The 20889-nt window shown below is 47.8% G+C and carries 14 protein-coding genes; 5 read left to right on the forward strand and 9 right to left on the reverse strand.

The features are described 5' to 3' along the window. The first annotated feature begins 10 nt into the window (after positions 1-10). The gene (ffh, locus tag GZ78_RS09625; RefSeq protein ID WP_034835045.1) at positions 11-1426 is read left to right on the forward strand and encodes a signal recognition particle protein; all 1416 of its coding nucleotides are present in this window, start codon (positions 11-13) and stop codon (positions 1424-1426) included. A gap of 55 nt (positions 1427-1481) precedes the next feature. On the opposite strand, the gene GZ78_RS09630 is transcribed toward ffh, so the two are convergent. From GZ78_RS09630 to GZ78_RS09670, 9 genes are all read right to left on the reverse strand, one after another. Then, positions 1482-2027 (reverse strand): GNAT family N-acetyltransferase, encoded by a 546-nt coding sequence (locus GZ78_RS09630; protein WP_034835047.1) that lies wholly within the window; start codon positions 2025-2027, stop codon positions 1482-1484. 192 nt (positions 2028-2219) lie between these two features. Next, entirely contained in the window at positions 2220-4844 is a 2625-nt protein-coding gene (locus GZ78_RS09635) for a hypothetical protein (RefSeq protein ID WP_034835049.1), read from the reverse strand. A gap of 49 nt (positions 4845-4893) precedes the next feature. Beyond that, positions 4894-9141, reverse strand: a complete 4248-nt coding sequence (locus tag GZ78_RS09640) for an AAA family ATPase (protein WP_034835051.1) — start codon at positions 9139-9141, stop codon at positions 4894-4896. A 223-nt stretch (positions 9142-9364) separates the two neighbouring features. Continuing rightward, positions 9365-9622 carry a Dps family protein gene (locus GZ78_RS09645; protein WP_330217610.1) on the reverse strand — a complete coding sequence of 86 codons (258 nt, stop codon included), beginning with the start codon at positions 9620-9622 and terminating at the stop codon, positions 9365-9367. A 101-nt stretch (positions 9623-9723) separates the two neighbouring features. Next, positions 9724-10044, reverse strand: a complete 321-nt coding sequence (locus GZ78_RS09650) for a heavy metal-binding domain-containing protein (protein WP_034835053.1) — start codon at positions 10042-10044, stop codon at positions 9724-9726. 267 nt (positions 10045-10311) lie between these two features. Next, positions 10312-10890 carry a rhomboid family intramembrane serine protease gene (locus GZ78_RS09655; protein WP_034835054.1) on the reverse strand — a complete coding sequence of 193 codons (579 nt, stop codon included), beginning with the start codon at positions 10888-10890 and terminating at the stop codon, positions 10312-10314. 575 nt (positions 10891-11465) lie between these two features. Beyond that, the gene (locus GZ78_RS09660) at positions 11466-14144 is read right to left on the reverse strand and encodes a M14 family zinc carboxypeptidase (protein WP_051786010.1); all 2679 of its coding nucleotides are present in this window, start codon (positions 14142-14144) and stop codon (positions 11466-11468) included. A gap of 459 nt (positions 14145-14603) precedes the next feature. Next, a complete protein-coding gene (locus GZ78_RS09665) occupies positions 14604-15788 on the reverse strand; it encodes an ATP-grasp domain-containing protein (RefSeq protein ID WP_034836321.1) in 1185 nt (394 codons plus the stop codon). Continuing rightward, entirely contained in the window at positions 15778-16764 is a 987-nt protein-coding gene (locus GZ78_RS09670) for an ATP-grasp domain-containing protein (RefSeq protein ID WP_081869769.1), read from the reverse strand. Before GZ78_RS09670 ends, GZ78_RS09665 begins: the two co-directional genes overlap by 11 nt. Before the next feature lie 520 nt (positions 16765-17284). Here GZ78_RS09670 and GZ78_RS09680 point away from each other — a divergent pair. From GZ78_RS09680 to trmD, 4 genes are all read left to right on the forward strand, one after another. After that, positions 17285-18373: a M20 family metallopeptidase gene (locus GZ78_RS09680; RefSeq protein ID WP_034835058.1), complete on the forward strand. Its 1089-nt coding sequence runs from the start codon at positions 17285-17287 to the stop codon at positions 18371-18373. A 782-nt stretch (positions 18374-19155) separates the two neighbouring features. Continuing rightward, the gene (rpsP, locus tag GZ78_RS09685) at positions 19156-19401 is read left to right on the forward strand and encodes a 30S ribosomal protein S16 (RefSeq protein WP_034835060.1); all 246 of its coding nucleotides are present in this window, start codon (positions 19156-19158) and stop codon (positions 19399-19401) included. A 59-nt stretch (positions 19402-19460) separates the two neighbouring features. Next, a complete protein-coding gene (rimM, locus tag GZ78_RS09690) occupies positions 19461-20015 on the forward strand; it encodes a ribosome maturation factor RimM (protein WP_034836325.1) in 555 nt (184 codons plus the stop codon). A gap of 110 nt (positions 20016-20125) precedes the next feature. Continuing rightward, positions 20126-20878 (forward strand): tRNA (guanosine(37)-N1)-methyltransferase TrmD, encoded by a 753-nt coding sequence (gene trmD, locus GZ78_RS09695; protein WP_034836327.1) that lies wholly within the window; start codon positions 20126-20128, stop codon positions 20876-20878. The last annotated feature ends 11 nt before the right edge of the window (positions 20879-20889 follow it).

The following is a 20889-nucleotide window of genomic DNA, read 5'->3' on the forward strand; positions in this document are numbered from 1 at the left end:
AGGTAACTGGATGTTCGAGAATTTAACCGAACGCCTGTCGCAGACGCTTCGCAACGTCACCGGCAAGGCGAAACTGTCTGAAGACAATATTAAAGAAACCCTCCGTGAAGTCCGTATGGCTCTTCTGGAGGCTGATGTTGCCTTGCCTGTGGTCAAGGAGTTCATCAACCGCATCAAGGAACGGGCCATTGGCCAGGAAGTTCAGTCCAGTCTGAGTCCGGGCCAGGCTTTCGTCAAGATCGTCCAGGCAGAACTGATCTCGGTCATGGGCGAAGCCAATGACCAGCTGAATCTGGCCACCCAGCCACCTGCTGTACTGCTTATGGCGGGTCTTCAAGGTGCGGGTAAAACCACTTCTGTAGCCAAGCTGGGTAAGTTCCTTAAAGAACGTCATAAAAAATCGGTGCTGGTGGTCAGTGCCGACGTGTACCGCCCGGCAGCCATCAAACAGCTGGAAACCCTCGCTGACGAGGTGGATGTTGAGTTTTTCCCATCCAATATCGAGCAAAAACCCGTTGATATTGCGACAGCCGCTATTCAGGAAGCCCGCCTGAAGCACATAGATGTTGTTATTGTCGATACCGCAGGTCGTCTGCACATCGACGGCGACATGATGGAAGAAATCCAGGAACTGCACGGCGCCATTAACCCTGTCGAAACCCTGTTTGTGGTTGACGCCATGACCGGTCAGGACGCCGCCAATACAGCAAAAGCCTTTGGTGATGCGTTGCCCCTGACCGGTGTTATTCTGACCAAGGCCGACGGTGACGCTCGTGGTGGTGCGGCTCTGTCCGTTCGTCATATCACCGGCAAGCCGATCAAGTTCATCGGTGTCGGCGAGAAAACCGACGCCCTGGACCCTTTCCACCCTGATCGTATTGCTTCCCGAATTCTGGGAATGGGTGACGTTCTCTCCCTGATTGAGGAAGCGGAACAAAAGCTCGACAAGAAGAAAGCCGACAAACTTGCCAGCAAGCTGAAAAAGGGTAAAGGCTTTGATCTGGAAGACTTCCGTGATCAGCTTCAGCAAATGAAGAAGATGGGTGGTCTGGCCGGTGTTATGGATAAACTCCCAGGTATGCCCGGGATGCCATCCAATATGGCAGGCCAGGTGGACAACAAGATTTTTGCCCAGATGGAAGCCATTATCAACTCCATGACTCCGGGTGAGCGTGCTAACCCGGACATCATGAATGGTTCGCGTAAAAAGCGTATTGCTAACGGTTCAGGCACCCAGATACAAGACATTAATCGCCTGATCAAGCAGCACAAACAGATGAGTAAAATGATGAAGAAAGTCACCAAAAAAGGGGGCATGAACAAACTGATGCGAGGCTTGGGTGGCATGAAAGGTCAAATGCCCGGCGGAGCTGGAGGCATGGGTGGTATGCTGCCACCAGGCGGTGGCAAGAAGTTCCCGTTCTGATCGTCAATGGCCAGCTCATCCGAGCTGGCCAAACATTATGCAATAGCCTGACGGCTCAGCCGGTGGAAATGTTAGAGTTTTTCAAACCATAAATAGCGTGGTTCACTATACGACCCGCTACCTTTTCCTTATTAGTAATAATGCCTTCCAGCGTCATCCCCAACCTTTCACACACCGCTCGACTAGGCAGGTTCTCTTCGGCTGCCGCTATTTGCACCTTTTCCATACCCAGTTCATTAAATGCATAATTGCAAAGAAACTGACAGGCTCGGGTAACAATGCCATTTCCCTGATAAGGCTCACCCAGCCAGTAACCAATCTCCACCATTTTCAGGTCATACCGAATGGCATTAAAGCTGATATTTCCAACGATACTCCCCTGAAACTCAATGGCACAGGTCAGGCTTTTTCCTTCGGCATAATCGTGCAGTGATCGTTTAACAAATGCCTTAAAGTCTTCCTCGGTGTTACAGAATGTTGGCCAGGGAAGCCACTGTGAGAGATAGGATTTACTCTCTTCCAGTAATTCCAGATACCTGGGCACAATAGAATCATTGACCAGCTGCAGCCGTATATCTTCATCGACTGCAATAAAAAACATGACGTTTCCTTTTTTATTCTTGGATCAGGGAACCACACACTATAAATACGACAATAATTGTTTACATTCAATCTTCATTCTTATCAGGGATACGGAATGACTTCAATCAAGTTATGAATGAGCAGCCTGACTGGATTGATTGCTCATTCATGCTTTATATCATTCATTCCATTAGCAGGGCTCTGAGCTTCATCAGTGGCGCTTGTGCCCATAAGCCTGAGCGGATTTCTGAGTCATCCCCTTATGCCCCACCTGATAGGACAGCCCTCCCATCCGTTCATAAAGATGACCAAATGAACTCATAATACGGGTAAAGCTTTTCCAGTAGTCGCGTTTATCGTGCTCATTCTCAAAACCCGCGACTATGCCTTCTGCAATCACTTCTGCATCATTCAAAGGGTCTTCAGGCAACTCCGATAACGACAATTGCAATTTGATAGCCAGGGCTTTTCTAAGATGCAGTTCCGCTTTTTTCAGGGTATCTCGTGATAGAGGCTTAAGCCTGTGACCACGATTCAATAGTGACTCATTGTTCATGGCAAACAACATGACAGGCTCATCCTGCAACCTCATCAGGTGCCAGGCATACTCTTCATGGATTCTCTCAACGCCGGGCTGGCCATAGTATTTTTTCATGGCACTCAACAATAGACTGCGCTCCTTCTCAGGAAAGCCTTCTGCTCGAAACTTGTAGCCAGCATAAGGGACTTTCTTTAATTCATCAGGCCACTTTCGAGGGAGGAGATCTGCAAGTTCTCTCTTTCCGTTCATTGCAGCCAGAACGGGAGAGTCCATTTTCTTTGCAGCAGGGGGGAGTGGAGAAGGTTGCACAGGATCTGACCGTTCTTCCCCCCTGATATGTCGCTCTGCCCCTTTCTTCCCGTCCGATGAATCAACTTCCGAAAGATGCTCCGCCCCATTATTCTTATGCTTTTTCTTTTGGCGACTGGGTTTCTCACATTCTTTCCTCTGACGAACAGTCTCAACTGGAATCCAACCGGGGTCGTAATCCTGAAACTTGCCTTGTGGCTTTTTCTTCTGAGTCTCTGGCGACAATTCCAACCCTACCTGTCGGGTTAACTCTTCTGCTTCATCCAGCGTTGGCCATCCCTTGCTCTCTTCATACTTCTCCATATACGACTCTGCCAGTTTTCGATAATCAGAGCGACTCTCTTCTACAAGCACTGCATCAGCCAGCTGATGAGTGACCTGGGCAGCCTTTTCATACTGACCTTCCTTGATATAAACCGCACAAGTGAAGTGCAATAAATTAGTAAAGCCTGCCAGGTTGGCGGCTTGACGGTATGCTTCAGCAGCCTTAAGTCGATGATTGGACTCTTTCACGAACTCCAGCTCCAGAGCGATGCCCAGAAAGCAGTTTAACAGTCCCTTGTAAAAATCCGGATAGGCCTGCTCCAGAGCCTTTCGAATCATTCTGACCGCTTTCTCAGCTTTGGTCGCTTCCCTGTTTGATAATTGAACCCGAAAGTGATGCATTTTTTCAAACGCTTCTATCCGACTCTCTTCTATCATCTTCTCCAGTTTTTTGTGCTGTGGAGAGCCCTCTTCATAAAATTTCTTCTGAAGTAGCAGAGCCAGGATTTGGCTGCTTTCTTTCTGAGCATTGCAATGGTAGTGGAGCTCAAAGTCTCTGAGAGATTCCAGCATTCTTATGACTGGACGAAGGTCCCTCATTATAGGGTAATGTTCAATATCAGATAACGCATCTTCTATAGCGCTCAGGCTTCCATTCACTGCAAACAGCCTCTTGAAAAACCAGGGAAGAAATTCTGACTTGAAAGATGGATCATGTAGACTCAACATCGACTCCACTTGCAATATACGATTCTGGGGAATACCGTCTTCATGATCTTTGGCCAACGCCTCCATTGACCCAAACGTCAGGGGATCCATCATATAGAGCAAAGACGGACTGACCACCTCGGTTTCCCGAATCGCAATCGGATTCATTAATTTGGTGGCTTCCAATAAATGTCGGAAACCGAGTCGAGGCTCCATGGCAGGCAATTGCTTGATCAAACCGAGGCTCCCCATTCCCAGAATCCACTGAGCCACTGGAATACGTGCCTTGGCTGCGGCTTCCAGATATTCGATCAACTCTACCTTATTAGCATCAGTCAGCAATGCATGTTCCAGATGATAAAGTGCCAGCCAGCAATGGATTTGAGCAGCGGCCTCATCGGGATGATGTTTCAGAAGAAAATTCAGGCAATAAACTCCCCAGATAACCTGCTCACGATCCTTACTCTGACTGCAGGCCAGAGCAAAACATAGTACAGAAAACGTTTCATGACTCTGATCCACGATCCATTGTTCCAGGACCTCCAGATCTCTGGGAATAATTCCCTTCGATGCCCAAAGTATGGCTTCCCCTCCTTTGGCTAGCTGCTGGCTTTTAGCTTTTTTCTTCCTCCCGATACCTTCGCCCAGCTCAAGTGCAGACTTCAGTTTTTCTCCATCCTGACACTCCGGCTTTTCGCGAATACAAGCTAACAATTGAAAAAAAGCATCATCAGGATTTTTCTCTATCAACTTTTCTGATACAGGCTTAGAACGAACAGGTGAAGAGGGTGCTGAATAATAGCTGCCTGAAGAGGAGCTGGATACTTTGTCGGGCACACACTGTACATCAGCCGTTCTATTACCCTGCCCGGTAACGATTGATGCTCCCTTGACCAACTGAGTTTCCCTGAACAACCATCGTCCCCCTTTATTATCATGGGCGTCAGGGGTTTCGCACTGAGTCCCCGTGTCAAAGATCAGTGAAGCGGGCCTGACTATCTGTGGACTGGCCATAAGCACTCCTTGTATTCAAATACTGACGTTTGCTTCCTTGCCATAAGAACTACCTCTCACTGTCTTTTCTGCGGGTTACTTCGTGTCTAACGTCCGCTTGCTTTTTGCCCGCCATTTTTGATTTTTTTTCACCTGCAGGTGTGTCGCCTGTCTTTCGTTTCCTACCCACAACTTCACCCGACTTTACTTTTGCTGCATAGGCAGATCGAGAAGCTCCTCTATTCGTTTGCTGGTATTGTCCGGTTGTGACTGAGCCATCAAGCCATTCTACCTGGGGTAACGTACGTCTTTTATCGACTATATCTTCTACAGTCCACTCATCAGCCGTGACTTTAAAAGCTTCCAGCTTTCTGATTTCACTGAGCACACTGCTGTTATTAACAGAAGCCGAGAGCCTCAATACCAAAAGCTGATCCACTATGTCCTGCAGCTTTTTCTCTCTCGTTTTATTTTCTTTTTCTGGCTCAATCAAGTTGAGCATTTTAATAGCAAAGCCAAAAACCGTTTCCTTTTTAAACAACTTGAAACCACCCTCCAGATGGTAAAGACAAGAAAGGATAAATCTGGGTGTATCCATAGGTGCCGTAGCAATAATGGTGCCATCGACAGGGTATAACTCATTGTAAGTTCGTTTATTGTTACGTTGTTTCTGGCCATCAATTGTATGACGCAGGTTATCCGGATGATAATCCACCGCTTGCTTCAGGCATCGCTTGTAAACCTCAAGCTGTCTCTTGTGAGCGGCTGTCCTGATAGATTGAAATACGTCCTGTTTGCCTTTTGCCTCGGTGAGTTCGACCACCAGACCGGCACCTTCAAGCAAGGCTTTTATGGCTGTTGCCGTCCAGTTTCCAGATCGAGTTTTGACCCCCTCTCTGACAACAACACCGGACTTCAGCACGATATCCGCAGGCACTTCTACCTTGCTGCCTGCGCCTTCTCCTGAATGATTCATTTCATTGGAACGGTAAGAAATAGCTTTATCCGTTTCTGCATCGTAAACCACCTCACGTCCTTCAATGGGGTGCCAATCAAGAAACTTGGCGATGTACTCAATAACAACCTGCCTGTAAGCCATCGAAGAAGGACTCAATACCGCCAATATTTTCTTGAGATGCTCTCTCGTTGTGGTTTCCGTTTCACTGAAGTACCAAACCAGAAAATAAACGACCGCAGGTGTCCACTCACCAAAACCTTTCTTGAACATTCCACACTCAGGCACTTTCAAACCAGCCTCTTTGAAGTTAAAAGCCACCCCGGACTGTCTGGACTCAGGCTTGCGAAGCACGTGCTGCCCCAATGCAAAGAAATAGGCAGCCGTATCGTGTTTAAGCTCCAGGAAGTCTTTCTGCTCAAAAACGCCTGCGCCTTCGATCTGGAATCGAAAAGCAGCGTATCGCACCATGGGAATGGTCCACTTGTCCGTCTGTTTAAATTCCGGCCATTTGGGCACCGGGAAGTTGTTATTGAGTGTGTCTCTGAGAACCCCCCAATATGTTTCTTTTCCTTTGCGCCTTTCCAGATATTCCGCAATCTTGTTAGCGGTGGCCTGCTCTTTTTCTGGTATCTCTCCAAAAAGATCTTCATGACAACTGATCGCCCTGCGCTCAAGGGCACATGCTTCTTCAGGCCAGTCAGACTCCATACCGGCTGCCAGCAGTTCCTCCAGAGACCGTAAGGAATTAACTGGATCGGTCTGAACCCCAATCTCCTTTTGCCATACCACTTCCATGTCATCATCTGCATCCGGATCGAAGTCCGGATCCTGATCACTGTCGTATGCGTCTTCAACCGGGAACATAAAGGGTGTAAAGCCAGGCGCCTCCTGATCTTTCTTTTTTGAAACTACGGGTGGCTCGGGCGTTAACGGTCGGCTGCTCACCCAGGAATCCACTTCACTGCTACCTGCAGACGACGGTATGAGAGTGCTCGGGAGAACGTCTGGTGATTTTGATGACGGCAGAGAATCGGGGTGATCATACTCCATTTCCGGATCGTCATCCCAACCCCCTCCTCTGTCGAACTCCATCGGTAAATCCGGTGAATCTGGCTCTGCTGGATACAACATTTGATGAGATGTATGAAGGGCATCCATAAGAGACGAATACACCGCACTGCTATCCGCTAGTGAGCTTTCCGTCAAATCAGGCGCCGGTCTCTTGAGTCGAGCAAGCAATTCTGGCAGTTCCTGATGACTGCGGGCTAAAGACACAAGTTGACGAACAGAAGTTTCCAAGTCGTCGTCTGTTATCTCCTCGGTCATCTCTTCCTCATGACTTCCTGGTTCCGATGGATTCAGGGAAGCCATGAGCTCAGCCATTAATCGTTTATAGTGTGCCGACTGCTCCCTCTCCTTTTCCAGCAGCTCCTTCTGATGCTCAAGATCTGAGGTAAGAAGTCCTTCACGGGTTTTTGCCGCCTCAAGCTGAACACTGGTCTCCTCCAGTGATTCTTCATGCTTGCGGTAACTGTCATCCAACTCCCGTTGTTTTTGCTTCAGCTGCTTCTCCAACTGAGCCTTTCCTTTCAGCCAGTGCTGCTCATCAGCCTTCAATAAGGCATTTTGTGACTGTTGATCGGAAAGTAAATTAATGAGTGTCTGTCGAGAATTCTGCTCCTTACCCAGTGACTCTTTTGCAGATGCCAGCTCGTCCTTTATTGCATCAAGCTGTGTACGGGTTTGCTCAAGTTCTGACTTCAGTGATTCAAGATCAGCCACCTGTTCTCGCAAAAGCTGTAACTCATTTTGCAATGAAGCCACTTCTGATTCCTTGAGAGAGACCTGATCAATAAGAGACTTGCTGCAGGCACCGATCACCTCAAGTTCCTGTTGAAGCTCATCAAGCTCTTCATTTGCTTTCACCAAGACTTCTTGCCGTGTTCTTGCCAGCTCCTGCTGTTCATCAGAGAACGTATTCAGATCTGAAAGTTGCCTCTGGAGGTCTTCTTTAGCTTTTCTCAGCTGTTCCTGAAGTTGCTTCTGACCGGAAAGCAATTGATTCCTCTCTGCAGTCAGAGCCTTATGATCTTCTTTCTGTCTGTTTAACTCTGACTCCAACTGAGTTTTTTGATGACAGGCATGCTCATGATGGCTATTAATTGCATCAATGACTTCTTTCTGCTTATCAATCTGTGCCTGGACTTGCTGATGATCTTGTTCGAGCTTTCCCAGCGCTGCTTTAGCCTTATCAGACTCAACGGTAAGTCTGTCTACTTCTGTCGTCTTTTCCTCTAACAACTCTTTAAATTTTTTTGCTACATCAACAGCACAGGACAATACGGGCTGATTTATTTCATATTCAGCCTTTAAATGAGTGACTTCTTTCTTTAATCGATCGATTTCACCATTCAGATTGGCTCTGGTGCATTCAGCAGACAGTTTATGTTGGTCTAACTTCTGGCTGACATCTTTAAAACCCTTTGTCAGATCCAGAACAAGAGACTCATTCTCAGCCAGAGAATTTTCCAGTGTCGTTTTTTGCTCTTCCAGGCTGCCAACCTGTTGCTGCAACTGCTTTTTTTCTGATGCCGCTGCTTTCAGATCTTCCCGTAACTTTTTGATTTGTCCCTTGGAGTGCTGACCCCTATCATTGTGTATACAAAGATCTCCTCGTAACTGTTCATTATTCTCTCTTTCGGCGACTAACAAAGAGTCTCTGTTACTGGCCTCATGCTGCAACTTTTCAACCTGTGCCAACAAAGTCCCTCTTTCTCGCCTGATGCGCTCCAGAGCCTGTTTTTTTCGATCTCGATCCTTATTTGTCACTTTCAGCTCATCCTGCTTCTGCTGTAATTCCGCTTCGATAGATAGCCTTCCTGTCAGCTGAAGCCGCCTGGGCTGAGTGGTGATCAGGGGAATTCGAACCAGGGTATCCACTTCCTCTTCGGGTTCAGAATCAGATTCGTCTTCAACAGGAAGGACTGTGCCCGAATAAGGTTGAGTGGCAATGGCATGTTGAAAGCTTTCTGGTCCGACCTGAAGACCAATGGAACAGGATTCCTGAGGAAGGTCTTTATCTGTTTGCACAGCAATAGAATGAGTCTGAACAGGCAGGCGCAGGTAGGACGCAAGAGGACTGGCTAGTGTTAGGTCACGATCGGTCAGATCAGTGTCCATGGTGGGGAACCCAAGATCATGAGGAAAGGAAGATTCTGGCGACAGTACCTGTAAAGCTGCAAAATAATCAGGCGAGCGACGCTGCCCCGAACCAGAAGGACGGGTATGGGAGGATTGACTGGAATCAAATACCTGCCTCAGTTCTGCAGTACTGGCAGGGCTGAACTCTTTTTCGAACATAGCAACATCTCGATTCTCTGCTGGATATTAAATTGAGATAGCCTGTTCAGGCGTATGTTCCCTGTTCCACTGACAGAGAGGTTAGCGGGACTAACAAAAACAAGATGGGGATTGAAGGCAAACTGAGAGGGGGGGGGTGAGCCGATCTGAAAAAAGACCGGCTTTGAAGTAACAATCAACAGGATCAAGCGCTTTCTGAAGCCCTCAACATCCAGGCTGTTTTTTAATGCAACCGCATTCTGTCGGAAACCAGAGAAGCGGTGGACTCATCGTCAGCCTGCTGGGCAATTCTCAACACATTACGAGCTGTTTTGACCAGCTGTTCGTGACCACGAGTTAAAGTCTTGATCATTTCTTCAGCACACAAAACTTCATCGACCTCCTGTATGGCACTCAACTTGGCGAATGCACTATAGGAACCCGGCGCAAATATACCCAGAGCTCTGATTCTTTCCGCAATATCATCAACCGCGACAGCCAGCTCAGTCTACTGCTCTTCGAACATCAGATGAAGCTCCCGAAACCGGTACCCAGAGGTTAGTCGTAATACAACCGTGACGATAAATGAAGTGTGTACAACAACTATTTGAACTTAACGGCGGTGCCACTGACACTGACCATCATCATACCGCCTTCCTTGCCAACCACTTCATAGTCAATATCAATGCCGACAATACCATCAGCACCCAGCTCTATGGCTTGCTCTTCCATCTCGGCAAAAGCAATTTTCCGGGCTTTGCCCATTTCTTTCTCATAGGCACCCGAGCGCCCTCCGACAATATCGCGAATACCGGCAAAGAAATCCTTGAAAACATTGGCACCCAGGATGGCCTCACCTACGACAATGTCCAGATAATCGGAGATTTCGCGACCGTCTACTGTGGAGGTGGTGGTTTTTAGCATGATCAGTCTCCTGAAAATAATATTTATAGCTCCAGCCTTGAGCAATAACTACTGCGGCCCTGATATTAAGTAATTGGTTATAAAAAACCTCTTCCTCTATGAGCAACAAGCGTTGAGCCACCCCACAACCCGGCAAACAGGCGAGAAAGTAATCCACGCGGCGGAAGCTGGCTGTCCTTCATCATAGACATTCATCATAGACAGAATGCCGTTCTCACTGAGCCAGTCGAAGTGCATTACCTGTATCCTTCGACAGGCTCCCAGCCTTCACTTTTTCTGTTTCTTTTCATGAGCCCACAACCAGGCACATAAAAAACCGGCCAATAGCCCAAACAAATGACTCTCCCATGAGATATAGGGCATGCCAGGCAAAACTCCAAAGATCAATCCTCCGTAGGATACTCCCACAAAAATTGAAATCAGAATCAGCTTGATCTCACGACTGAAAATGCCTGCCAGCACCAGGAAGCCAAAATAGCCATAAATCAACCCGCTGGCCCCCACATGAACACCCGGACGCCCGAACCCCCAGACCAGAACACCTGAAAGAAGGATACACACGACCGTCACCAGAATGTATCGGATCAGCCCGTGCTGAAGCACCAGAACAGAGAAAATGGCAAAAGGCACTATGTTAGAGAAGAAGTGCAACAGACTCCCATGCAGAAAAGGTGACGTAAAGATACCTATCCAGCCGGTTGAAGTATCTCGTGGAATCAGACCATAGCTGTTAAGGCTGCGCCCGGTGACAATATTGACCACTTCCAACACGGTCAGGATCAGGCAGGCAACCGCCACTATTTTCAACTGCGAAACCAGTGGAATTTTTACTCTCTTGAAGCTCATGAACCTGCCTCAAATCTTCCTAAAGCCATACAGCTTCTCTCATTAATATTCGTGCGATTAAATAGCCTTCTCATTCACACTACAAGTCAAGATTTGTATGCATCAGCCTTTCTTCAGGTCAATGGCATGTTTGTAACCCGCTGTATTAAATGCATTGTTAACAGACTGGCCTTCATCCCTTGAGCCTTTTTATAGCTTCCATTTCCGCCTGACTCTAACAGAGTTATACGTCAACTATGCAGTATCGTACATCCTTTATGAACTGAGACCCTGTCCAGTTATCCTGAATGACGGCACTGTCGACAGGGCTCCAGAAATCAGCAAAAGTGATGGAGAAAAGAGCCTCTGCATCAGGCCAAATCACAACCTTTATCTCTTATTTATACTGCCGTCTTTTCAAAGCAGTCTTTCATTATAAAAAAAGGGGGGGGGCACTATTATTGCCTGTTTACTGGTATTGGTTTTCAACCTATGGCTGATGCGACCAGCCATTGCTGTCATCAATCAACCCGGATTTTAAACGTCAATAACCCTCAACCAGTGCTTTTCATCTGGTTGAGGGATTCACGACTGAATTAATCGATGGGTTCTACATTCAATTCCAGACCATCCAGACGAAACTCTTCCTCTTCCTGAGTTTCATAATGATCCTCTTCCACCACAGGGATCACTTCATCAACGCTGAACATGACCGTGGTAGGGGCTGAGAAATTAGGCACATTGTCATAACTGAAGACGGTGTAGTATTTGGGGATATTGGGATTGCCAAAGTCGTCGTAAGTATACTCGTCCTGCCCGCCATAGAGCTTTACTCCATCCAGCGGCGAACGGGGTGGTTGAAAACGGTTACGAACGACATAACAGCCCACAAAGTCTGCATCGTCCGGATTCTTCCAGCTCAGCTTGACCCGCCCCTTTTCCATCACAGCCATGAGCTCAGACGGTGGAGTCACCGGAGTTTTTCGTCGCTCAATGTATTCGACGACCAGTTCAGCCTGCCAGGCATCCCCTTCACCATGCCAGTCGATAATGGCATTCTTTTCCTGTGAAGGTGTAGTTGGCCGAACAATCAGATAAACCGGTTGTTTCTTGCCGTGTAATTCTTCCAGGATCGTACGGCAGTAGCTGTCAAACATAAAATGATGACTGGGGTTATCTCTTAGCTGGGCATTACTGACCTCATAGCCGAGATACTCAATCTGCTGCCGGTTCTGGACGTTCTCATAATCCAGTTCTTCCAGTTCAGCTAATTCAATAGTGAAGCGGATATCTTTGCGGGTTTTCAGCTGGTTTTTGGCTCTCAACCTGATATACGCCGAAGTAATTACGGTTTTATCCGGGTCCGGTAATCCTTCAAGGTTAAATGCCAGGTGTCCGTAGACCTTGTCACCTTCCTGATCAAAACCGGACTTCAATGTACCCGGCTCAACCGCCTGCTTGTCAATGGTATGAATACTGGCAGGCTCAAGGTGCAATTGCTGACTTGAACGAGTGTAGGTGAGTTCCATGCTGGGACGATAATGAATCCCGCCACCAAACCGACCATAGCCAATATCAAACTGCATCATTTGAGAGTCATGCCCTAAAGGCAACTCGTCAGGCCCTTCAATCCGAAGAATCAGACGCCCCTGCTCTATCTGCTGCTGAAGCAGTCGTTTTTCAACCGCAGAAAAGTCCCAGTCTGTCCAGATCCCCTGAGTCAAACTGTCTGACTCAATAGCATCACCCAGTGTTTGTATGACGGAGGCATTGGCAATCTGATCATAACTGGTGAGGTCGCTGATTTCAGAACTGTCGAGAATAGAAACCGACCACTCACCGTACTTTTCAATTTTGGCATTCACCCGGTTCATTGGATACAGGGAGAATGTCGCTTTCTTGATCAGGGCATCCGTCGGCATGCTTTCCAGATTGAAAGCCACAACGCCATAACAACACCCCTTATGCTTGTTCACTCCCACAAACAGAGAGTTATGACCAAAGTGTTCGGTATTGCGGGTACGCGTCTTTTCCCCTACATAACCCACCTCTTTCCTGCCGGGGAACAAGGTGTACAGAAACTCATCATTGGCCAGTCGTGTTCTGACTTTCAGCATCGGCGTATAGGGCGATTTGATGCCAGCTACCCGATCTACGGCCCGGATTGTGTAGTAATAACGTTGCCCACTTTTCAGTTGAACATCGGTATAACTTCTGGTGCCGGTTACCGCTATACAGTTTTGCTCCGTACAGGGCTGCTTGGGAGACTCGTTTCGGTAGATTTCAAAGTAACACTCGGACTGACTGTCATGCTCCCAGCTCAGAACAACCTCTTGAGACGAAATTTGTTCGGCTTTCAGCGACGTCACGCGTTCAGGTGCATGGTGAGAATAATTAATAGCTGATTCTAGTGCATACAACAGAGCCGGGATATTCTCATCCACACTCTGAGACATATTCATAAGGTAATCCGGAATATTCCGTGTACCCACTTCCACAACCGTAGACAGTATTCCCTTGCTGTAATAATACTCACGACCACTGCCGTGAATAAGATTAAAGGGCGGCTTCCCCCGATGTATACCGTATTGCCGCCCGGTTACTTTGCGAATCTCTCCGGCCATATTGGCACAGAGCATATTCAGATCAGTGCCCTCGATCTCTTCTTCGTGATTAAACTTGTGCGCCGGGAAGAAGACATTGCCCTGAGAATGGTAATCCAGAGCAACGGTAATATTGGGTCGATGATCCACAAAATCCTTGATAGCCCGGGTTTCCGGTTCAGAGAAGGCTTCCGGCCCCCCATAGACGACAGAGCTTGTATCTGTATTCTTGCGGAACCGAACACCAAAGTTTCTGTTCAGATCGACACCAAACGTGCCATCGCCGTTATTGCGGCGATTTTTTCTCCAGAAGGAAAAGTGCCGGCGTGAGTACTCAAACCCATCCGGATTCAAGCAAGGAACCATATACAGAGTATTGCGTGTGAGAGCCCTGAGTAACCTCGGGTTGGTCTTATAGTTGTCAATGATGTATCGGATAAATTTGTTAGCTAATTCTATACCGATCCACTCTCGTGCATGAATGGTTCCGGTATAAAGCAAAGCCGGCTTCTCATCAGCATAAGCCACATCCTGAGAGATCGTTACCAACATGATAGGCCGGCCTTCCCAGGTATCTCCAATACTCTGGAGACGAATCAGGTCAGGGTGTTCTCCCATGGCCTGCTTAAGGAAGTCGATGGTTTCCTGATACGAAATATATTGCTGTTTCATAGGCTAGAGACTTGTAATTATGATGAAGCATGCCCGGGGCTAGGAGGCTGTCCGAGAATAGCGTCCGAGCATAAAATTCAGTAGAACGAGTCAGCTTTTTCACTGAATTTGTGCGAATAGTTGACCTATTTAAGCAAATTCAGTGGAAAAGATGGCCGTTCTTTCTGGATTTTAGGCCGGGCTGTCTATTCTCGGTCAGCCTCCTAGGAGTCCCTGTGCTGACATGGCAAACACTGACAACGGCTTGTTAAGCTTATGAATCGATTGCCAGAACACTTTTATTCATTGTCGTATAACTTTACCCTGTCAGGACGACTTTCCCAACCACATAATGAAGGATGCACGACTGAAAAGTCGTGAATATTACCCGGATGAAGGTCAAGAGGAGGGAGTCTTGTAGAAAGGGGAGAAAGGCTCAGCCTTCCGCCCCCGGACACGTTACCGTGCAATCATGCCTGTTCAGTGCACAGATACTGCATCTTCAATACCTGTATCCACTGCTTGCAGTCGATCTATTGAATCTGTTTCTTCAGACAATGCAGGGCTGCTGTCCTGACGGTAATTATCCTGACGATTCCAGACTTCACTGGGCCACTCTTCTTCGTATCGATGATGAGTATCAATAATGGGGTACCCATCTTTATCCATACGAGTGAAGGTTTCAGCCGTATCAGTCATAGCCTGGGCTTCCGCCGAGCGGCCAAAATGAATATACCGCATGGTTCTCAGTACTGAGGAAGAGATCTTACCCAGCTCTTCCCAGTTATAAAGAGGGAGGTGTGGGCAGCGAATACGACCGGCTGACAGCTTCCACATCAGATACTGGCCAATCCAGTCCCGGATATAAGGAAATGCAGCAAACGCTGTTGCACACTCCAGAATGCTGTACTGATCGTCGTGACTTACGGCGATATCGCAGGCCCAGTATTCAGCATTTGCGGCTTTCGATGCTCTGACCGCCACTTCCAGTGCTTCTTTAGGGACATCCATATAATCCATACTGCCCCCCTGTGAAGTGTTGGTCAGCCACTCACCCTCAGGAGGACGACGCCAGAAAGCACAGACAGGTTTGTGACCAATCAGCATCACCCGGATATCAGCCTTCATTGGCACGAAGTCCTGAATATAAAGAGGGTAATACTGTTTCTCTGCCATCAGTTCCAGTGCTTCTATTTCACTGTCCACCTTGTGGACATAGAAGCCCCCATAGTTAGACGGACCATAGGAACGCTTGATGATCTTGGGGTAATCCGTATTTCTAAGAAACGCCCTTCCCTCATCACGATCGTAAAATATTCTGGTTTTAGGAATGGGCAGGTTATATTTCTCACAGAAGTGCGTCACATTTTCCTTGGATTTATTCGCAAACTGGGCATCCATGGAAGGTACAAATTGCACATCAGGCAGAGCCCTGGCAATTTCCCGGAACGTTTCGTAAGCCGTAGCGGGGATATTCCCGATCAGCACTTCTATTTTTTTGCGCTTCACTTCATTAATAAAGCGCTCTTTGTCATTACCCCAGTGGTAAACGACCGTTTCTATTTTGTCAGGCCAGCCACGAAAGTTGGACTTGTCAAAGAAACGCAGTACATGATCCAGATAGAGCAGACCAATCTTCGGCAGTCTGTTTTTCTTATGCGGCATGAACAGCTTCCTCAACACGCTCTTCAACTCTCCTTTCAGAGAGAGGATTCATTTCAATATCTACCAGTTTATTCACGGTGACTTTTCGTTCAATTAACTCAACAATTTTATCGATCTTGCGATCGTTAAAATCCAGACCCAGCTCTTCTTGCTCCGGTGTAGCAAAGGCCGGGATACCGTTTACTTCCAGCACAACGTATTCTTCACGCTCCTGGTCATAAATCAGGTCAACACCCGCAATTTCCAGGCCGGTCACTTTTGCCGCCTTAATAGCCAGCTCTATGACTTCTTCATTAGGTTCACGCACCATAACGCTGCCACCGCTGGTGATGTTGGTTTTCCAATCATCCTCAGGGGCCTTGCGCCCATAGCAACCGACATAGTCACCATCGACAACATCAATCCGGAAATCCGTGTGATCATTCTGAACAAAGCGCTCGACAAAAAAGTGCTGAATATCGATCTTGTTGATAAAGGGCTGCAGCATATCCAGAGCACTTTCATTGTCCAGACGAACAATACCGGTGCCACCCCAGCCATCGGTGGGTTTATATACAGCCCTGCCACCCCAGTCGACCATACTGGCACGCAATGCATCCAGGTTATTATGGCGACACAGACAATAGTCAGGCGTATTTATTCCATGCCTGCGTAACAGATGAGTCGTTTTAAACTTATCTTCCGTTAAGGCAAAAGAACGGTAATTATTAATAATTGGAATGCAACGATCCAGCATCTCGTAAAGATACATTTGATACTGGGTTTGTTGACCTGCGTTGTAAGTAAAAAACAGGTCCAAGTCTTCCATATTAACGCCATTGCACACAATTGAGCCTTTATGGGCCAACGCCTTGGCCAGGTTCAGCCCGGAGATGACACCAATGTCTCTTTCTCTCAGACGCTCAATCAATTTTCGCTGGATAACATCTCCGCCACCATTCTGGTATAGCCAGAGTCCAACGGTGTACTTAGACATGATCAATTCCTGTAGAACTTATCGGTTATGTGAAGGACGTATTCATAATGAATTATGAACATGACCTTATTTGGAATTTGAGCAATAACGTTTTTGTTGCTTCTAAATTAGAACAACAAGGAAGTGTTATAGTTTTAGATTCAAGGTAATGACAGAAACATCCAAACTCACCTGACAGTGGTTATCAGATGTTTACAGGCTTTCCCAAAAAAGCCACCAGAGCAAAACAAAAACCCCAGTGCAACCCCTTAAAGCCCAAAGGAAATATACCTATCACTATCCGTTTTGTTAACTCTGCTTTTATGACATTCGCCTATCTGTTGATTCAGATCAATTTTTCGACAGACCACCTCACTTCTTTCTCTTTTTAAGGCACTCTCCTGTGTTAGTTTCAACCCTCCAAGTGGGCCCTTGTTAAAAATAGATTAATGCTGCGTTAATCAATACGATTTTAGAATCGTTAATCAACATACCCCCATCGAACGTTTGACTGCCTTATTAAGACAACGAAGAAACTACCGTGGACTTTAAAGAACTCGCTTCTGTTATTGAGATCAACTCTCACACCAAAAACAAACCCGGTGTTGACCAGGTAGGTCAGGTTTTCTCTGAATGGATGGAAGCTCTGGGCTATCACGTTGAGCGCCATGAGCGAAAAGAAATGGGTGACCATCTTCATTTCAAATCTGAACACACTGAAGGTCGCAAATTATTGCTTCTTGGTCACCTGGATACCGTTTTCCCGGTGAATACCTTTACCGATTTTCATGAAGACCAGTACTGGATTTATGGCCCAGGTGTCTGCGATATGAAAGGTGGCAACCATGTTGCCCTGAGTGCTCTACGCCAGATCCATCATCAACAGGGCCAGATCAAAAATATCGACATGCTTCTGGTCAGTGACGAAGAAACCGGCAGCGATGACAGCAAATACCTGACCGCTGAACTGGCACAGCACTATGACGCCTGCCTGGTGTTCGAGGCCGCCGGAGAAAATAATGAAGTGGTAATTGCCCGTAAAGGTGTCGGGACCCTGTTCATTGAACTGGAAGGCAAGGCAGCCCATGCCGGCAATAAATACACCGAAGGTTGCAACGCCAACCTGGCTGCAGCAAAAATGCTGATCGCTCTGACCGAACTCACTGACCTTGAAGCAGGCACAACGGTTAATGTCGGTAAAATGTCCGGAGGCATTGGCGCCAACACCATTTCCCCCAAAGCGAGCCTGACCATTGAATTTCGCTTTACCTGTGCTCCAGAGCGAGACCGGGTTATGAAAGCCATCCAGAGCATTGCACAAGAGGTCTGGGTAGAAGGGGTTAGCGCCTCTCTGAGCGGTGGTCTGCAAAGAGATGTGATGGAAAGCACCGAATCACAACAGGCATTACTGAGCGAGATTGAAGGACTTCTGGGTTACGCCCTGCCGACTGAAAAACGTGGCGGCGTCAGCGATGCCAATACTGCATCGGCCACAGGCACACCCACCCTGGACGGTTTTGGTCCTTTTGGCGATGGCGACCACACCATCCATGAAAGAGCCAGCAAGGCCAGCTTTGAACAGCGAATTCAGGAAGTTTCTACGATTCTCAGCCAGTTTAATGCTGCTTAAACCCTCTCAGGTTTCGAGCTTCCGAATATCCTCAGCACTGAGTCTGAGGGTATTCAAATAGTTTTTCCCAACCGAACCGCCCATATAAAAATTTACAAACCCATCCACCGAGTTGCCAGATAACATTGAGCAATGTCTCAATCAGGTACGGGGAGTCCTCTCCTTTAATTTCCCTTTCAGCCAGAGCGAGCTCAGGATAGCTTTTTCTCAACCTGGAGGTATAGTTGAGTCCTTCTGAAGTATCAATATCACTCTTGTGAGCACTGGAAACCGATGATAATCCCGGGTTATAGACTGGCGTCTGCGAAACATTCTGATGGCCATCAACTCCAGGAGCCTGACCGAGAATAGACAGCCCGGCCTAAAATCCAGAAAGAACGGCCATCTTTTCCACTGAATTTGCTTAAATAGGTCAACTATTCGCACAAATTCAGTGAAAAAGCTGACTCGTTCTACTGAATTTTATGCTCGGACGCTATTCTCGGTCAGCCTCCTAGCCATGAGTAACCTCCAATACGAACAAATTCTGCCTTTTAGAACTTAGGTGCAAGGTTTAATTCATAACAAGACTGTTAGCAGAACTAACATTTACCCCCTCTTCCCCTCCTCTTATGAGACTTTCCGCAACAAGATAAGTGTCAAGCTTATTGTCAGCGGGGCGGTTATTCCTTAGAATATGCGCCCTTCATGGCTCACTAAACATGTTCCATGAGTCTGGAAGCGGCTTATACCGCTTCCGGAGACAAGCGTTGCCGGACATCACGATTACAGGAAATTATTCCATGGTAACAATTCGTTTAGCTCGCGGCGGTTCCAAAAAGCGTCCGTTCTACCACCTGACTGTTGCTGACAGCCGTAAGGCACAAGGCGGCCGTTTCATCGAGCGCGTAGGTTTCTTTAACCCTGCTGCTCGTGGTCAGGAAGAACGTCTGCGTGTGGACCAGGAGCGTGTTGAGTTCTGGCTGGGCCAGGGCGCTACCGTATCCGACCGCGTTAGCAAGCTGCTGAAAGACTCTAAAGCAGCCTGAGGTTGCGATTGAACAGGCTTGAGCTGTTTGAAAGTGCCACCTCAAAAGGAACAGAACCAGTGAATAAAGCATCAGAGACCACTCAACCCAAACAGGTTGTGCTCGGAAGTATTACTGGTGTGTACGGAGTGAAAGGTTGGGTGAAGGTGTTTTCACACACGAACCCTATGACCAACATTCTGAACTACAAACACTGGGTTTTGCGCCAGGATGGTCGCCAGCAGACCATCGAAGTCGATCAGGGCCGCCGTCAAGGCAAGGGTCTGGTCGCACATATCGCCGGATGCGATGATCGGGATATTGCCCGCCAGTACGCTGGTGCCGAAATCCTGATTGCAGAAAGCGAGCTGCCCCCTCTGGCTGATGACGAAATATACTGGCATCAGCTCGAAGGTCTGGAAGTCAGAACCGCTGATGAAGCGGGTAATGAACTTTTGCTGGGCAAAGCCAGCCACCTGATGGAGACAGGAGCCAACGACGTATTGGTCATCAAAGCCTGCAAGGGCAGCCTTGACCGACGCGAGCGACTGGTTCCCTGGTTACTGGATCAGGTGATACTGGAAGTGAATCCGGAAGCAGGATTCATTCGGATTGACTGGGATCCGGAATTTTAAGTGTTATGAGTGAAGCTGACATGGACAGCCCTGAGCTGACAAGTAGCCCTGAGCTGACAAGTAGCCCTGAGCTGATAGAAAGCCATGAACAATCACCCGTAACAGCAGATATGTGGTTCGGTGTAGTAACTCTGTTCCCGGAAATGTTCCGGGCCATTACTGATCACGGCATTTCTGGCCGGGCAGTAAAGGAAGGAATTGTCTCAGTGAAAACCTGGAATCCCAGGGACTTCACCCACGACAGACACCGAACTGTGGATGACCGACCTTACGGCGGTGGTCCCGGCATGTTGATGAAAATTCAACCTCTGCGTGACGCCATCCATGCAGCAAAAAAAGCTGCTGGAGCCGATGCCACGGTAGTATACCTGTCTCCCCAGGGACGCCTGCTTGATCAGGCTGGGGTTCAGGAACTGGCTGCTAAAAAGCGGCTTATTCTGGTATCGGGGCGGTATGAAGGTATTGACGAGCGGGTAATCAACGATGAAATCGACGAGGAATGGTCGATCGGTGATTACGTGTTAAGTGGTGGCGAACTCGCCTCCATGACTCTGATTGATGCAGTATCACGCTTTGTACCGGGCACCCTGGGTCACAAGGATTCCGCATTAGAGGACTCCTTTGCTGATGGCCTGCTGGATTGTCCGCACTATACCCGTCCTGAGGTTTTCGAGGGACAGCAAGTGCCGGAAGTCCTTCTGTCTGGGGATCATGCGAAAATTCGTGCATGGCGCCTCAAACAGGCTCTGGGCAGAACCTGGCTGAGAAGGCCAGACCTGTTGCAAGACAGGACACTGACCAGTGAAGAGGAAAAACTGTTGTCTGAATTTATTCAGGAACAGAGTTTTCCTGAAAAGCCATAGCAAGGCGACTC

It is taken from the genome of Endozoicomonas numazuensis (genome assembly GCF_000722635.1).
GTDB lineage: Bacteria > Pseudomonadota > Gammaproteobacteria > Pseudomonadales > Endozoicomonadaceae > Endozoicomonas_A > Endozoicomonas_A numazuensis.

Bases quoted from the DNA above. Each gene is read 5' to 3' on its own strand.
- ffh (WP_034835045.1), top strand. From the start codon at position 11: ATGTTCGAGAATTTAACCGAACGCCTGTCGCAGACGCTTCGCAACGTC.
- GZ78_RS09630 (WP_034835047.1), bottom strand. From the start codon at position 2,027: ATGTTTTTTATTGCAGTCGATGAAGATATACGGCTGCAGCTGGTCAAT.
- GZ78_RS09635 (WP_034835049.1), bottom strand. From the start codon at position 4,844: ATGGCCAGTCCACAGATAGTCAGGCCCGCTTCACTGATCTTTGACACG.
- GZ78_RS09640 (WP_034835051.1), bottom strand. From the start codon at position 9,141: ATGTTCGAAAAAGAGTTCAGCCCTGCCAGTACTGCAGAACTGAGGCAG.
- GZ78_RS09650 (WP_034835053.1), bottom strand. From the start codon at position 10,044: ATGCTAAAAACCACCACCTCCACAGTAGACGGTCGCGAAATCTCCGAT.
- GZ78_RS09655 (WP_034835054.1), bottom strand. From the start codon at position 10,890: ATGAGCTTCAAGAGAGTAAAAATTCCACTGGTTTCGCAGTTGAAAATA.
- GZ78_RS09660 (WP_051786010.1), bottom strand. From the start codon at position 14,144: ATGAAACAGCAATATATTTCGTATCAGGAAACCATCGACTTCCTTAAG.
- GZ78_RS09665 (WP_034836321.1), bottom strand. From the start codon at position 15,788: ATGCCGCATAAGAAAAACAGACTGCCGAAGATTGGTCTGCTCTATCTG.
- GZ78_RS09670 (WP_081869769.1), bottom strand. From the start codon at position 16,764: ATGTCTAAGTACACCGTTGGACTCTGGCTATACCAGAATGGTGGCGGA.
- rpsP (WP_034835060.1), top strand. From the start codon at position 19,156: ATGGTAACAATTCGTTTAGCTCGCGGCGGTTCCAAAAAGCGTCCGTTC.
- trmD (WP_034836327.1), top strand. From the start codon at position 20,126: ATGTGGTTCGGTGTAGTAACTCTGTTCCCGGAAATGTTCCGGGCCATT.